The sequence below is a fragment of the Thermodesulfobacteriota bacterium genome, assembly GCA_040756475.1.
In the GTDB taxonomy this organism is placed as follows: domain Bacteria; phylum Desulfobacterota; class Deferrisomatia; order Deferrisomatales; family JACRMM01; genus JBFLZB01.
This window is the reverse complement of record JBFLZB010000125.1, coordinates 1-13,690: the sequence shown is the minus strand read 5'-3', so window position 1 is coordinate 13,690 and position 13,690 is coordinate 1. Positions and strand designations below refer to the sequence as shown.

Below are 13,690 nucleotides of genomic sequence, written 5' to 3'. Positions count from 1 at the left end.
GCACCCCAATCTTGCCGCAGTCGTGGAGCCAGCTGCCATACCGGATTTGGCACTTGAGGTCATCGCCCAGCGCCAGGCCCTCGACAATGCGCAGGGCATAGAGCGCCACCCGGTCGCAGTGGCCCCGGGTATAGGCGTCCTTGAGTTCGATCGCCTGGGCCAGCGAGAGGAGCTTGCCCTCGTCGGCGTCTCTCAGGGCCCGGGCCAGCCGGTGCCGCTCCACGGCCTCCGCGACCGCCCGTTTGAGCTCCCCGTCCTCCCAGGGCTTGGTCACGAAGCGGAAGACCTCCCCCCGATTGATGGCCGCGAGCGCGGTCTCCAGGTCCGCGTAGCCGGTGAGGAGGATCTTGACCGTGTCGGGCGACGCGCCCCCGGCGCGGGCCAGGAGCTCGATGCCCCCCATCCCCGGCATCCGGTTGTCCGAGACGAGCACCGCTACGTCGTGGTCGCGCAGGAGCCCCAGGGCCTCCTCCCCGCTCGACGCCTGGAGCACCCGGAGGGGCTCGTGCCGGAAGAGGCGCCGAAGGGAGTGGAGGATGTTGGACTCGTCGTCCACGAAGAGCACGGTCGTTTCCAAAGGGGACCCCTGCACAAGCCGACGGAAGCGCGATGCGGAAACCTCTCACCACAGATCGGCCGGAAACGTCGAGGCTTGAGCCCGCGCTCAACCCTTTTCCCCAACCTGCCGAAAGGATGGCGGACGGGGAGACGCACCCCGAAGATCACCCCGGTTGCAGTTTGAACCCAATCGGCGCACAAGCCCGCCCGGAGACCCGAGCCCCGGACATGAACCCATCCGAAGCCGTTGCCCCCGCGACGCCCAGCGCCCGTGACGAGCCACCGAGCCCTCACCCCGGCGAGACCCGCCCCCGGGTGCTCCTCGTGGACGACGAACCTGCCGTGCTGGACACCTGCAAGTGGATGCTCCAGTCCCTGGCCTGCGAAGTGCTCACCGCCGAGTCCGGCGAAGAAGCCTTGAGGATCCTGGCCCGGGGCGGCGTCCACGTGGTCGTCACCGACCACGCCATGGCGGGGATCAGCGGCACGGAGCTCCTGGAGCGGGCGCGCGACGTCAGCCCCGATACGGTGCGCATCCTGTACACCGGAATGGTCGACACCCGCATCGCGGAAGAAGCCCTGAACCAGGCCAGGGCCTTTCGCTTCCTGGTGAAACCCTTCCCCGCGGACCGCCTGCGCGAAGCTGTGTGCGACGCCTTCGATTACCGCCGCCGAGGCGAGGAGAACCGCCGCTTCCGGGAGGAGATGGAGCGGCTCGTGGAGGCCCAGGGCCGAGACCTGGCCGCCGCCAACGCCTCCCTGGAGGGCGTGCTGCGGGCCCTGCCGGCTGGGGTTCTCGTGCTGGACGGCCACGGAGTGGTTTGCCGGGTCAACGAGGCAGCCACCCGCATTCTGGGCCGGCGGGAAGAGGAGCTCCTGGGGCTCCGCGTCGCCGACGCCGGGTTACCGTGCCGAATGGAAGAATGCTTTGCGCAGGGCACGCGTGGGCCGGGTTGCAGCAACCGCCAGGTGGACATGATCCACCCCTGGGGCCTGCGACGCACCGTGCTCTGGTCCTGCGAGGCGGTGCCCACCGCGAGCGGCAGGGCCGGAGGCTGCGTCGCCTCGTTCCTGGACATCAGCGACAAGAAGAATCTGGAGGTCCAAGTCTTTCAGGCCAAACAAGAGATCGAGGCAATCTTCGACTCCATCACGGACCCCACCTTCGTACTGGACCCCAACCTGCGCATCGTGCGGGCAAACCGGGGGCTGACCCGCATGGTGACAAAGCCCTTCGGCGAAGTCTTGGGCCGCCCCTGTCGCGAGATCGTCGGGCCGGTGGGCCAGGGGTGCGACCGTTGCGGGGCCCGCAGGGCGTTCGAGACCGGGAAGCCCGTGACGTCGGAGCTGCGCACCCCCGACGGGACCATCTACAGCGTCAACTTCTTCCCCATGTTCCAGCGAGGGCGGGTGGAAGCGGTGGTGGGGCGCTACCGCGACGTGACGGCCGAGCGAGAGCTCGAGCACCGGCTCCTCCAGTCGGAGAAGATGGCGAGCATCGGCCAGCTCGCCGCCGGGGTGGCCCACGAGATCAACAACCCCGTGGGGTTCATCCTCTCGAACCTCAACCGCCTCGCCGAGCACGCGGGAGAGCTCGCGCAGTGCGCCGGCCACATTCGCGGCATTGGGGAGGACGTCCGAGCCGGCAGGCAGGACCCTGTGGCTGCCTGGCATGCCTACTGGGAGGCGCGCGACCGCTTCGAGCTCGACTTCCTCCTGGAGGACACGGGCGACATCGTCTCCGAGTGCCGGGAGGGGGCCGAGCGCATCCGAAAGATCGTCGCAGACCTCAAGACCTTCAGCCATCCGGACGCAAAGGACTGGGAGCGCGCGGACCTCAACGCAGGTCTCGAGAGTACCTTGAACATCGCGTGGAACGAGCTCAAGTACAAGTGCGAGGTCGTGCGGGACTACGGGGAGATTCCCCAGGTGCTCTGCCGGCCCCAGCAGGTCAACCAGGTGTTCATGAACCTCCTGGTGAACGCCGCCCACGCCATCCCCGAGTGGGGCACCGTCACCCTGCGGACCCGGGCCGACGGCGACCGGGTGGTGGTCTCCATCGCCGACACCGGCACGGGGGTGGCTCCCGAGTCCCTCAAGCGGATCTTCGACCCCTTCTTCACCACCAAGCCCACGGGCCAGGGCACGGGGCTGGGGCTCCACATCGCGACCAACATCGTGCGCAGCCACGGGGGCGAGATCCGCGTGGAGAGCCAGGTGGGGGTGGGGACGACGTTTCGCGTGGCGCTTCCCGTGACGCCGCCCAAGGAGGTTCTCCGGGGGGCTGCCGGGAAGGACGCGCCGCCGTGACCGAGCCCCTGCGCGTGCTCTTCGTGGACGACGAGGAGAACATCCTCCGGGCGCTGCGCCGGCTCTTCCGCAAGGAGCCCTGGGAGCTCGCCTTCGTCGGGTCCGGCGCGGAAGCCCTGGCCCGGGGGGAGACCGAAGGGCCCTTCGACGTGGTGGTCACGGACCAGCGCATGCCCGGGATGACCGGGGTGGAGCTCCTCCAGGAGATCCGCCGGCGGTGGCCCCACGCCATCCGCCTCATCCTGTCGGGCTACACCGACGTGCAGGCGGTCCTGGACGCCGTGAACCAGGGGGCCATCTACAAGTTCCTCACCAAGCCCTGGGACGACGGCGTGCTCCGGGAGGCGGTGCGCGAAGCGGTAGAGGTGGTCCGGCTCCGCAGGGAGAACGAGCGCCTCCAGGAGACCGTGCGCTCGCAGCGCGACGAGCTCGAGGCCATCAACCGCAGCCTCACCGAGGGCGCCCGCGGCGATCTCCTGGCCCGGCTCGTCCTGGACGGGCTCCCGGTGGGCGTGGCGGTCTTCGGGGAGGACGGCGCGCTCGCCCTGGCCAACCGCGAAGGGCACCGCCTCCTCGGCACCGGCGGCGGCCCGGACGAGGCGGGCGGGGCCGGCTTGCAGGAGAGGAGGCGGACGGCCGTGCGGATGGGGCCGTCCTCTCCCGTGGCTCTCTTTTCGTGGAAGGGTACGGCGCACGTGCTCTGGGAGGAGCGATGACCCCCCACACCCTGCTCCTGGTGGACGACGAGGAGAACATCCTCAGGGCCCTGCGGCGCCTCTTCCACCGCCTCGGCCACGAGATCCTGACCGCGTCGAGCGGGCGCGACGCCCTGCGCCTCCTCGAGGAGCGCCCGGTCTCCCTGATCGTCTCGGACCACCGCATGCCCGGGATGACCGGGGCGGAGCTCCTGGCCGCCGCGGCCCGGGTGCAGCCCGACGCGCTGCGCATCATGCTCACGGGCTACGCCGACATGCAGGCGGCCATGCAGGCCATCAACGAAGGCCGGGTGTACCGGTTCCTGCCCAAACCCTGGGACGACGCCGGGCTCCTCGGGGTCGTCACCGACGCCCTGGCCGACCTGGACCTCAAGCGGGAGCATGCCGCCCTCCAGGCCCAGGTGGCGCGCCAGAACGAGGAGCTCCGGGAGCTCAACGAGGGGCTCGAGCGAAAGGTGGAGGCACGCACCGCCGAGCTGCGGGCGGCGCTGGATCAGGCGCGGAACCTCAACGAGAGCCTGCGCCAGCAAAACCTGGCCACGGTAAAGGCCTTCGCGGGGCTCCTGGACCTGCGCCAGCAGGCGCTGGGTGCCCACTGCCGGCGAGTGGCCGGGCTGGTGCAGCCGGTGTGCGCGCGCCTGGGCCTCTCGGGGGTTCCCGCCCAGCGCGTCATCATCGCCGCGCTCCTCCACGACCTGGGAAAGCTCGCCCTCCCGGACGCGCTCCTCCTCAAGGACCCCGCCCACCTCGGGAGCACCGAGCGCGACGAGGTGATGCGCCACCCCGTGCTCGGCCAGGGCCAGCTCCAGGTGGTGGAGGGGCTCGCGGACGTGGCGGCCATCGTGCGCCACCACCACGAGCACTGCGACGGCACGGGCTACCCGGACGGCCTCGCGGGAGAGGCGATCCCCCTGGGGGCACGGGTCATCCGCGTGCTCGACGCCTACGACCACTACACCAAGGGCGGCGCCCGCAAGGGACCCCAGGAGAAGCTCGCCCTGGAGGCCATGGACCGGCAGGTGGGGCGCCACTTCGACGGGGCGGTCTACAACGCGCTCCTCGACGCCCTGGAGCAGCGCCACGACACCTACGACGCCTCCCGGGAGAAGAAGGTTCCCCTGGGGGAGCTCCAGGAAGGGATGGTCCTCTCCCGGGATCTGCGCACCCAGTCGGGCATCCTGCTGGTCCCCCGGGACGAGCCTCTGAAGCCCAGCTACCTGGAGAAGATCCGCACCTTCACCGCCCTCTATCCCACGGACCCGCACGCCTATGTGGTGAGGGGCGCGTGACGGGTGAAGAGTGAGGGGCGGTGTCCGATCGGTCGGATCCGTCGGATCGGTCGGATCGGTCCGATCGGGGCCGCCCCCAACACGCAACCTCCAACGAGCAACGCGCAACGGCCCATGTCCGACTTCGACGAACAGACCCGCACCTTGACCGCCAAGGTCGTCTACTACGGGCCTGCCCTCTCGGGAAAGACGACCAACCTCCTGGCGCTTCACGACCGGCTCCAGGGCCGCACGGCGGGGGAGCTCCTGGTGCTCGACACCAAGAACGACCGCACCCTCTTCTTCGACCTCCTGCCGCTTCGCTTCCGGGCCGAGGGGGGGCTCACCGTGCGCCTCAAGGTCTTCACCGTGCCGGGCCAGGTGGCCCACGACGCCACGCGAAAGGCCGTGCTCAGCCGGGCCGACGCCGTGGCCTTCGTGGCCGACAGCCAGCTCTCCCAGTCCACGAACAACTTCGAGAGCTTCCGAAACCTCGAGGAGAACGCGGGGCGGGTGGGGCTCGCCTTCGACCGGCTCCCCCTGGTGGTCCAGTACAACAAGCGCGACCTCCCCGACGTGGTGCCCGAAGCCGAGGTGCGGCAGCGCTGGGGTGCGGCGGGGGTGCCGGTGGTCTTCTCTTCGGCGCTCCGGGGCGCAGGCGTCGCCGAAACCTTCCAGGAGCTCCTCCGGGGGCTCCACGGCGCCCTGGAGGCAGAGATGGGGCTCGCGTCCCGGTGGGGCGTGCCCGCGGCGTCCTTCGTGGCGGGGGTCTTTTCCGGAGCTGCGCCGTGAGCCTGGCGGCCGCCCCGGGCCTCGGGCCCTTCGACCGGGAGGTCGCGCTCGGAGAGCTCCTCGACCCCCGCAAGCTCGACGGCTGGGCTGCCGGGGTCTGCCGAAGCTTGGGCATCGGGGCAGCCGTGACCGGCGCCTCGGGGGAGCTCTGTGCCTGCCGCCTGCCCCTGGAGGGTTCCCTGGGGGAAGCGCTCCGCGCCTCCCTCGCCGAGGCGGCGGCCGCGTGGTGTGCCGACCTCGACGCCCTGGGCCGGGCCCCCGGGGGGAGCGAGGAGCGGGAAGCCTCCGGCTTCACCTGGCGGGCCGCGCCCCTCTGGAGCGGGGCCGACCCCGTGGGGCTCCTGGTCCTGGGCCCCCGCCTGGAGGCTGGGCGCCCCTGGGGTGCGGCCGGGGAAGCCCTGGCCCGGGTCCGCCCGGGGACGGTGCGGGCGCTCCTGCCAATTCTCCGGGAGAGCCTGGAGTGGATCATCCGGTCCGAGACCGCCCGCCGGATGGTTTCGGCCCTGCACCTGGAGACCGTGGAGGACGGCCAGCGGGAGCTCGCCGAGGCCAACCAGCGCCTGCGGGACTCGGAAGCCCAGCTCCAGTTCCTGGTGGAGGACCTCTCCCGGGGGGTCCAGGCCGCGGCGGAAGAGACAGCCCGGGCCCAGGGCGAGGCGTACCTCCGGGAGAAGCAGGCGAGCGTGGGCCGGCTCGCCGCGGGGATCGCCCACGAGATCAACAACCCCCTGGCCTTCGTGGCCGGGAACCTGGGCACGGCCCGGCAGTACCTGGAGGATCTGTTTCCTGTCCTGGAGGCGGCGAGGGGGATGGTCGAGGGCGACGCCGACGAAGACCCGGCCCGGCTCCGGGAGGCCTCGCGCTCGGTGGACCTGGGCTTCTTGCTGGAGGACTTCCGCGCGCTCTTGGACGAGGCCCGGGAGGGCGCCGACCGGGTCTCCCGCATCGTTCGGGACCTCAAGGACTTCAGCCGGGTCGATCGGGTGGAGGGGGGCCGCGTCGACCTCGGCGAATCCCTCCACACCGCGGCCCGGCTCGCCGCCGGCCGGGCGGCAGACGGGGTGGCCTTGTCCATAGAGGAGCATTCCGAACCCGTCCTCGTGGTGGGCGACGGCGCGGCGCTCCACCAGGCCCTCTGGAACCTCTTGGAGAACGCCCTGTGGGCGGCGGCCCAGGGGGGCACCCGGGTGCGCCTGGCCTGCGGGAAGAGCCCCGGCGGCGAAGCCTGGTTCGAGGTGGAGGACGACGGCCCCGGCGTCCCGCCCGAGTGCCTGCCGCTTCTCTTCGACCCCTTCTACACCACGAAGGAGGTGGGCGAGGGGGCGGGGCTGGGCCTGGCGGTGGTGCGCGACGTGGCCCGGGCCCACGGGGGGCGGGCGGAGGTCTTCTCCGAGCCGGGCCGGGGCGCCCGCTTCCGGGTGACCCTCCCGGTTGGGGACCTCCCTTGAGCCGGCTGGCGAACCTCTTCCTCAAGGACCCCGGGGCGGCGCCCCCGCCCGAGGCGCCCCCGGCGCGCTACCGGCTCCTCTTCGTCGACGACGAGCCCAACGTCTTGCGGGCCCTCCAGCGCATCTTCCGGAAGGAGAACTACGAGATCCGCACCGCCGCCACCGGCGAGGAGGCCCTGCGGCACTTCGACGGCGACCGGCCCCCCCAGCTCGTCATCTCCGACCACCGCATGCCGGGCATGACCGGCGCCGAGCTGCTCAAGCGCATCAAGGACGAGCACCCCGACGCCATCCGCATCATGCTCACCGGACACGCCGACGTGGACGCCGTCATGGGGGCGGTCAAGGAGGGGGCGGTCTACAAGTTCATCACCAAGCCGTGGAACGACGAGGACCTGCGCATCACGGTGGCGCTCGCCCTGGAGCAGTACGACCTCATCCAGGAGAACCGGCGGCTGAAGGAGGACGACCGCTCCAAGGAGCGGGAGATTCGAAATCTGCGGCGCTTCGCCGAGGCCAATAGGAGCCAGCTCGGCCGCTTCCTGGTGCGCCACGGCGTGATCGCCGAGGCCGACCTCGCCCGGGCCCGCAAGGCCCAGCGGGAGGGCTCCACGGACCTCGTGCGCGCGCTCCTGAGCCTGAAGCTCGTCACCGAGGACGCCATCGTCTCGGCCCTGGTCCGGGAGCTCAAGCTCGACGTGGTGAGCCTGCCCGAGTGGCGGGTGCCCAAGGAGGTGCTCGCGTTCCTGCCCCGGCGCACCTGCGAGGACGCGGGCATCCTGCCCCTGCGGGTGGAGGGCAAGAAGCTCGTGGCGGCGATGCTCGACCCCACCGACCACTACCAGCTCAACGAGCTCGCCTTCATCACCGGCCTCGAGGTCTCCCCGGTGCTCGTCCGGGCCTCGGAGCTCCAGGCCAAGATCGACGAGGTCTTCGGCGAAGTCTCCGCCGCCGAGAGCATGGCGGATCTCGTGGCGGCCTACGACCCCCTGGACGCGGTGGAGGTGGTGCTGGAGGAGGAGGGGGAGGAGGACCTGGAGGCGCTCCTGCGCTCCAAGGACCAGCCCCCGGCCATCCGCATCGTCAACGCCATCCTGGCCGAGGCCGTGCGCCTGGGGGCGAGCGACGTCCACATCGAGCCCCGCACCAAGCACGTGGCCGTGCGCTACCGCATCGACGGGCTCCTCACCGACAAGATCCAGGTGCCCCCGTCGATCCACCTCTCGGTGGTGAGCCGCCTCAAGATCATGGCCGAGCTCGACATCGCCGAGCGCCGCCGCCCCCAGGACGGCCGCATCACCGTGAAGACCGCCCGGAAGATCGTGGACCTGCGGGTCTCGACCCTGCCCACCATCCAGGGGGAGAAGGTGGTGCTCCGGATCCTGGACCGCAATGCCGCCGTGCGCCGGCTCTCGGAGCTCGGCCTGGGCGAGGGCGACGCCGAGACCCTGCGCCGGCTGGCCCGGCGGCCCCAGGGGATCGTGCTCACCACCGGCCCCACGGGGTCGGGAAAGACCACGACCCTCTACGCCCTGCTCGCCGAGTCCTTCGACCCCCGGAAGAACTACGTGACGATCGAGGACCCGGTGGAGTACTACCTGGAGCAGGCGGGCCAGGTGTACGTGAAGGAGCGCATCGGCCTGAACTTCGCCTCGGTGCTGCGCTCCGTGCTCCGCCAGGACCCGGACGTGATCCTCCTGGGGGAGATCCGGGATCTGGAGACCGCCCAGGTCTCCTTCCACGCGGCCCTGACGGGGCACCTGGTGCTCTCCACCCTCCACACCAACTCCGCCGCCGCCACGGTCGTGCGCCTCCTGGATCTCGGGCTCGACCGGGCCGTCATCACCGCAGCGCTCCACGCCATCGTCTCCCAGCGCCTGGTGCGGCGCCTATGCCCAGCGTGCACCGCCTGGGCCGATCCCGACCCCGCCGTCCTGGCGGAGCTCGACCTGGGTGCGGGCTGGGCCGGACCGGCGCCCGCGGGCCGCGGCTGCGAGGAATGCCACGGGTCGGGGTACCGGGGGCGGCTCGCCCTCACGGAGATCCTGGAGATGAGCGATCCCCTGCGCGAGCTCGTGCGGGGGGGCGCGTCGGAGCGGGAGCTCCGGGAGGCCGCCCGGGAGTGGGGCCTCCGGTCCCTCCTGGAAGACGGCCTCGCCAAGGCCGCCGGCGGGCTCACCACCCTGGAGGAGATCCTGCGGGTGCTGGGCCCCCAGGGCCGCGCCACCCGCCCCTGCCCCGCCTGCGGGTACCCCGGCGAGCTCCACCACTTGGCCTGCACCGCCTGCGGCGCGCTCCTTCGCCGCACCTGCCCCGCCTGCGCCGGCCCCCTGGCCCCCGCCTGGTCCTTCTGCCCCGCCTGCGCCGCCCCCGCCAACGGCGGGCCCGTCCCCGGGTGAGACGGCGGCAGCGCCCGTTCTTGGGCAGGCTTGTAGGTGGTGCCGTTCCAGGACTATATTTGGTCCACTCTCAGAGGAGACGACGGCATGAGGCTCTCCGGCCAGATCAAACCAATCAGCTACCTGAAGGCGCACGCCGCAGACATCGTGCGAAGTCTGGCGGACGGCAGATCGCCCCTTGTGATCACCCAAAACGGCCAGGCCAAGGCGGTCCTACAGGACATCGAAAGCTACGAGCAGACCCAAGAAACGATGGCGTTGCTGAAGATTCTGGCTTTGGGAACACGCCAGGTGGAAGAGGGCAGGGTTCGGCCCGCAGGTGAAGTCGTCCGGGAGCTTCGTGAGCGGAGGAAAGCTCGCTGATGTCGTTCCGGGTACTCTTGACCGACGATGCGGGCCAAGACCTGGAGGACGTGTACGATTACATCGAAGCGCATGACGTGCCGGGCAAAGCCGATCATGTGCTCGACAAAATTCAGGAGGCCCTCTCAACGCTTTCCGAGAATCCGCATCGGGGAGCCTTTCCCAGGGAACTGCTCGCCCTGGGCATCCGAGAGTATCGGGAGATCTTCTTCAAACCCTACCGCATCATCTACCGCGTTCTCGGCGACGGCGTCTACGTTCTCATGATTGCCGACGGGCGCCGAGACATGCAGGCCCTGCTGGAGCGCCGGCTGGTGCAAGCCGGATAGCCGTAGATGCAGGGAGTCCCCCTCCATGGCCGAAGTGTACGAGGACTTGACCCTGCCTCCCGCCTCGGCACAACTTGCACCGTAGCTGCGCCCAGCGCCGCGCCTCACCTCCCCGCAGCTCTTCGGCCGTCCCAACCGACTGCAGGCGGGATTGCCCCCGGTAGGAGCCTGCTCCCGCAGGCGATGCGGCCCCGCAGGGCCGCTCCGGACCGGCCTTTGGCCGGATCGCCGGCAGGAGCCGGCTCCTACAAGGGTGATGTGGCCGCGCAGGGCTCTCCCCGTGGCCGCAATTGACCCTCATCGCCGCTCCATGATAGGAGCGCTCCATGATCGAGAGCGCTGCGCCCGCCCCCGAAGTCTCCCGTTTCGTCACCCGCTGGCGCGCCTCGGGCGCGGCCGAGCGCGCCAACTACCAGCTCTTCCTCGCCGAGCTCTGCGATGTCCTCCAGGTTCCCCGCCCCGACCCCGCGCTTCCCGACGAAGCGGGAAACGCCTACGTCTTCGAGAAGACCGTGCACTTCGCCAACCCCGACGGCACCGAGAGCCTCGGGCGCATCGACCTCTACCGGCGGGGCTGCTTTGTGCTGGAAGCCAAGCAGGGGGTGAGCCTCTTGGCCAGTCCGACCGGTCCGACGCGTCAGACGGGTCCGACCCGGCCCGCCCGCCGGGGCACGGCGGTTCGCGGTACCGGCGCCTGGGACGCGGCCATGGTGGCCGCCCGGGGCCAGGCCGAACAGTACGCCAAGGCCCTGCCCAGCGGCGAGGGCTGGCCGCCGTTCCTGGTGGTCGTGGACGTGGGCCACGTGGTGGAGCTCTTCAGCGACTTCACCGGCACCGGCAAGCGCTACCTGCCCTTCCCCGACGCCCGCACTTTCCGTATCCGACTGGCCGACCTGGAGCACGACGACGTGCGTGCCCGCCTGCGGGCCGTATGGCTCGACCCGAGCTCGCTGGACCCCGCCCGGGCCAGCGTCCGGGTCACCCGCGAGGTGGCCGAGCGCCTGGCCACCCTCGCCCGCTCCCTGGAGGAGGCCGGCCACGAGCCCCACGACGTGGCGTCGTTCCTCATGCGCTGCGTCTTCACCATGTTCTCCGAAGACGTGGATCTGCTGCCTTCAGGCTCCTTCACCCGGCTCCTGGAGGAGGCCCGGGAGCAACCCGACCTCTTCCCCCTGATCGCCGAGTCCCTGTGGGAGTCCATGAAGACCGGCGGCTTCGCCCCGATCCTCAAGCACAAGGTGCTGCGCTTCAACGGCAACCTCTTTGCCGAGCGCGGCGCCCTGCCGCTCACGGCCGAACAACTGCGCCTGCTCCACGAGGCCGCCCGGGCCGACTGGAAGAGCGTGGAGCCGGCGATCTTCGGTACCCTCCTGGAGCGGGCCCTGGACCCCGTGGAGCGCCACCGCCTCGGCGCCCACTACACCCCCCGGGCCTACGTGGAGCGTCTGGTGGTGCCCACCCTGGTGGACCCCCTGCGCGAGGAGTGGGAGGCCGCCCAGGCCGCCGCGGTCACCCTGGCCAACCAGGGCCGGCTCAAGGAGGCCCGGGACGAGGTGCGGGCCTTCCACCGGCGGCTGTGCGCGGTGCGGGTGCTCGACCCGGCCTGCGGCAGCGGCAACTTCCTCTACGTGGCCCTGGAGCACCTGAAACGCCTCGAGGGCGAGGTGCTAAACGCCCTCCACGAGCTCGGCGAGGGCCAGATGGGCCTGGATCTGGCCGGCCTCACCGTCGACCCCCACCAGCTCCTGGGCATCGAGGTCAACCCCCGGGCCGCGGCCATCGCCGACGTGGTCTTGTGGATCGGCTACCTCCAGTGGCACTTCCGCACCCGGGGCCGGGTGATGCCCCCCGAGCCCGTGCTCCGGGTCTTCCACAACATCGCGTGCCGCGACGCGGTTCTCGAGTGGGACCGCACCGAGCCCGTGCTGGACGAGGCGGGCAACCCCGTCACCCGCTGGGACGGCGAGACCACGAAGCCCCACCCCGCCACCGGCCAGCTCGTGCCCGACGAGACCGCCCGGGTGCCCGTGGTGCGCTACGTGAACCCCAGGAAGGCCCAGTGGCCGGAGGCGGACTTCGTGGTCGGGAACCCGCCCTTCATCGGCAACTGGCGCATGCGAACGGCCTTGGGGGACGGGTACACAGAAGCGCTGCGCGAGGCGCATCCGGAGGTCCCCGAGTCCGCGGACTACGTGCTGTACTGGTGGGACCACGCGGCGGAGCTGACCCGGGCGGGAGCCCTGCGGCGGTTCGGCCTCATCACGACCAACAGCCTCCGGCAGGTGTTCGCCCGCCGGGTGTTGGAGCGGCACCTGGAAGCCCGGGAGCCCCTCTCCCTGGTTTTCGCCATCCCGGACCACCCTTGGGTGGACAGCGCCGACGGCGCCGACGTCCGAATCGCCATGACCGTGGCCGAGGCGGGAGAGCGACCCGGCTCGGTCTATGAGGTAGTCCGGGAGGACCGAAGCGAAGCCGCGGTCCTCCTGTCGGAGGTGTGGGGCAAGATTCGAAGCAACCTGACCTGCGGCGCCGATGTGGCGGCGGCCATTCCCTTGACGGCGAACGACGGCCTTTCGTCACCCGGGGTCAAACTACACGGCGCGGGCTTCATCGTAACGCCCGAGGAAGCGCGCGCCTTGGGCCTGGGACGGATTCCCGGCCTGGAGAACCACATCCGCCCTTACTTGAACGGCCGCGACCTGAATCAGCGAGCCCGTGGCGTGATGGTCATCGACCTCTTCGGGCTCACTGCGGAGCAGGTGCGGGAGTGCTATCCGGAGGTGTACCAGTGGGTGCACGAGCGGGTGCAACCGGAGCGTCGGGCCAACGCTGGAAGGACCAAGGACGCAGACGGCTACGCCGAGTTGTGGTGGCTTTTCGGTAAGCCGAGGCCAGAGCTCCGGAAAGCCCTTGGTGGTCTCCCGCGCTATATTGCCACCGCAGAGACCTCCAGGCACCGCTTCTTCGTGTTCCTGGACGCCTCGATCTGCCCCGACAACAAACTGGTCGCGATAGCTCTTGGCGACGCGTACTGGCTCGGAGTCCTCTCCAGCCGGGTTCACGTGGTCTGGGCGACCGCTGCCGGCGGCCGCCTCGGGGTCGGCAACGACCCTGTCTACGTCAAGTCCCGATGTTTCGACCCCTTCCCCTTCCCGGCCCTGGGTAGGGACGGCTCGCCGAGCCGTCCGCAGGGCTCCGGCGCTCTCGGCGAGAGCGCCCTACCGGATCGGATCCGCGACCTGGCCGAGCGGCTCGATGCCCACCGCAAGCGCCAGCAGGCGCTCCACGAGGGGCTCACCCTCACCAAGATGTACAACATGCTGGAGAAGCTCCGTAGGGCGGGGCTCGCCCCGCCGCAACCGAGCCCTGCGGCAACCGGCGTCGGGGCGAGCCCCGACCTACGAGAGACGGGGCTGACCGCGGTCGAGCGCGCGATCCACGAGCAGGGGCTGGTGTCGGTACTGCGCGAGCTCCACGACGAGCTGGACGCGGCGGTGTTCGAGGCCT

10 protein-coding genes are annotated in these 13,690 nt (G+C 70.8%); 9 read left to right on the top strand and 1 reads right to left on the bottom strand.

Annotated elements, in window-relative coordinates:
- A partial coding sequence (locus AB1578_16260; protein MEW6489456.1) for a response regulator occupies positions 1-565 on the bottom strand: 565 nt, incomplete at its 3' end.
- Between the two features lie 221 nt (positions 566-786).
- Here AB1578_16260 and AB1578_16255 point away from each other — a divergent pair.
- From AB1578_16255 to AB1578_16215, 9 genes are all read left to right on the top strand, one after another.
- Complete coding sequence (locus AB1578_16255; protein ID MEW6489455.1) at positions 787-2,868, top strand: ATP-binding protein; 2,082 nt, start codon at positions 787-789, stop codon at positions 2,866-2,868.
- The gene (locus AB1578_16250) at positions 2,865-3,584 is read left to right on the top strand and encodes a response regulator (protein ID MEW6489454.1); all 720 of its coding nucleotides are present in this window, start codon (positions 2,865-2,867) and stop codon (positions 3,582-3,584) included. The genes AB1578_16255 and AB1578_16250 overlap by 4 nt, the downstream gene beginning before the upstream one ends.
- On the top strand, positions 3,581-4,873 hold the full coding sequence (locus AB1578_16245) for an HD domain-containing phosphohydrolase (GenBank protein MEW6489453.1): 1,293 nt from the start codon (positions 3,581-3,583) through the stop codon (positions 4,871-4,873). The genes AB1578_16250 and AB1578_16245 overlap by 4 nt, the downstream gene beginning before the upstream one ends.
- Before the next feature lie 114 nt (positions 4,874-4,987).
- Entirely contained in the window at positions 4,988-5,644 is a 657-nt protein-coding gene (locus AB1578_16240; GenBank protein MEW6489452.1) for a GTPase domain-containing protein, read from the top strand.
- On the top strand, positions 5,641-7,092 hold the full coding sequence (locus tag AB1578_16235) for an ATP-binding protein (GenBank protein MEW6489451.1): 1,452 nt from the start codon (positions 5,641-5,643) through the stop codon (positions 7,090-7,092). Before AB1578_16240 ends, AB1578_16235 begins: the two co-directional genes overlap by 4 nt.
- Complete coding sequence (locus tag AB1578_16230) at positions 7,089-9,491, top strand: ATPase, T2SS/T4P/T4SS family (protein ID MEW6489450.1); 2,403 nt, start codon at positions 7,089-7,091, stop codon at positions 9,489-9,491. The genes AB1578_16235 and AB1578_16230 overlap by 4 nt, the downstream gene beginning before the upstream one ends.
- An 87-nt stretch (positions 9,492-9,578) precedes the next feature.
- Positions 9,579-9,854, top strand: coding sequence for a type II toxin-antitoxin system Phd/YefM family antitoxin (locus AB1578_16225; protein ID MEW6489449.1), 276 nt, complete (start codon positions 9,579-9,581; stop codon positions 9,852-9,854).
- Entirely contained in the window at positions 9,854-10,183 is a 330-nt protein-coding gene (locus AB1578_16220; GenBank protein ID MEW6489448.1) for a type II toxin-antitoxin system RelE/ParE family toxin, read from the top strand. Before AB1578_16225 ends, AB1578_16220 begins: the two co-directional genes overlap by 1 nt.
- Before the next feature lie 326 nt (positions 10,184-10,509).
- Positions 10,510-13,690: DNA methyltransferase (locus AB1578_16215; protein ID MEW6489447.1), on the top strand; the 3,181-nt coding region annotated here is incomplete at its 3' end.

Excerpts from the sequence above, each read along its gene's own strand:
- AB1578_16255 (MEW6489455.1), top strand. The coding sequence starts at position 787 with ATGAACCCATCCGAAGCCGTTGCCCCCGCGACGCCCAGCGCCCGTGAC.
- AB1578_16245 (MEW6489453.1), top strand. The coding sequence starts at position 3,581 with ATGACCCCCCACACCCTGCTCCTGGTGGACGACGAGGAGAACATCCTC.
- AB1578_16240 (MEW6489452.1), top strand. The coding sequence starts at position 4,988 with ATGTCCGACTTCGACGAACAGACCCGCACCTTGACCGCCAAGGTCGTC.
- AB1578_16225 (MEW6489449.1), top strand. The coding sequence starts at position 9,579 with ATGAGGCTCTCCGGCCAGATCAAACCAATCAGCTACCTGAAGGCGCAC.
- AB1578_16220 (MEW6489448.1), top strand. The coding sequence starts at position 9,854 with ATGTCGTTCCGGGTACTCTTGACCGACGATGCGGGCCAAGACCTGGAG.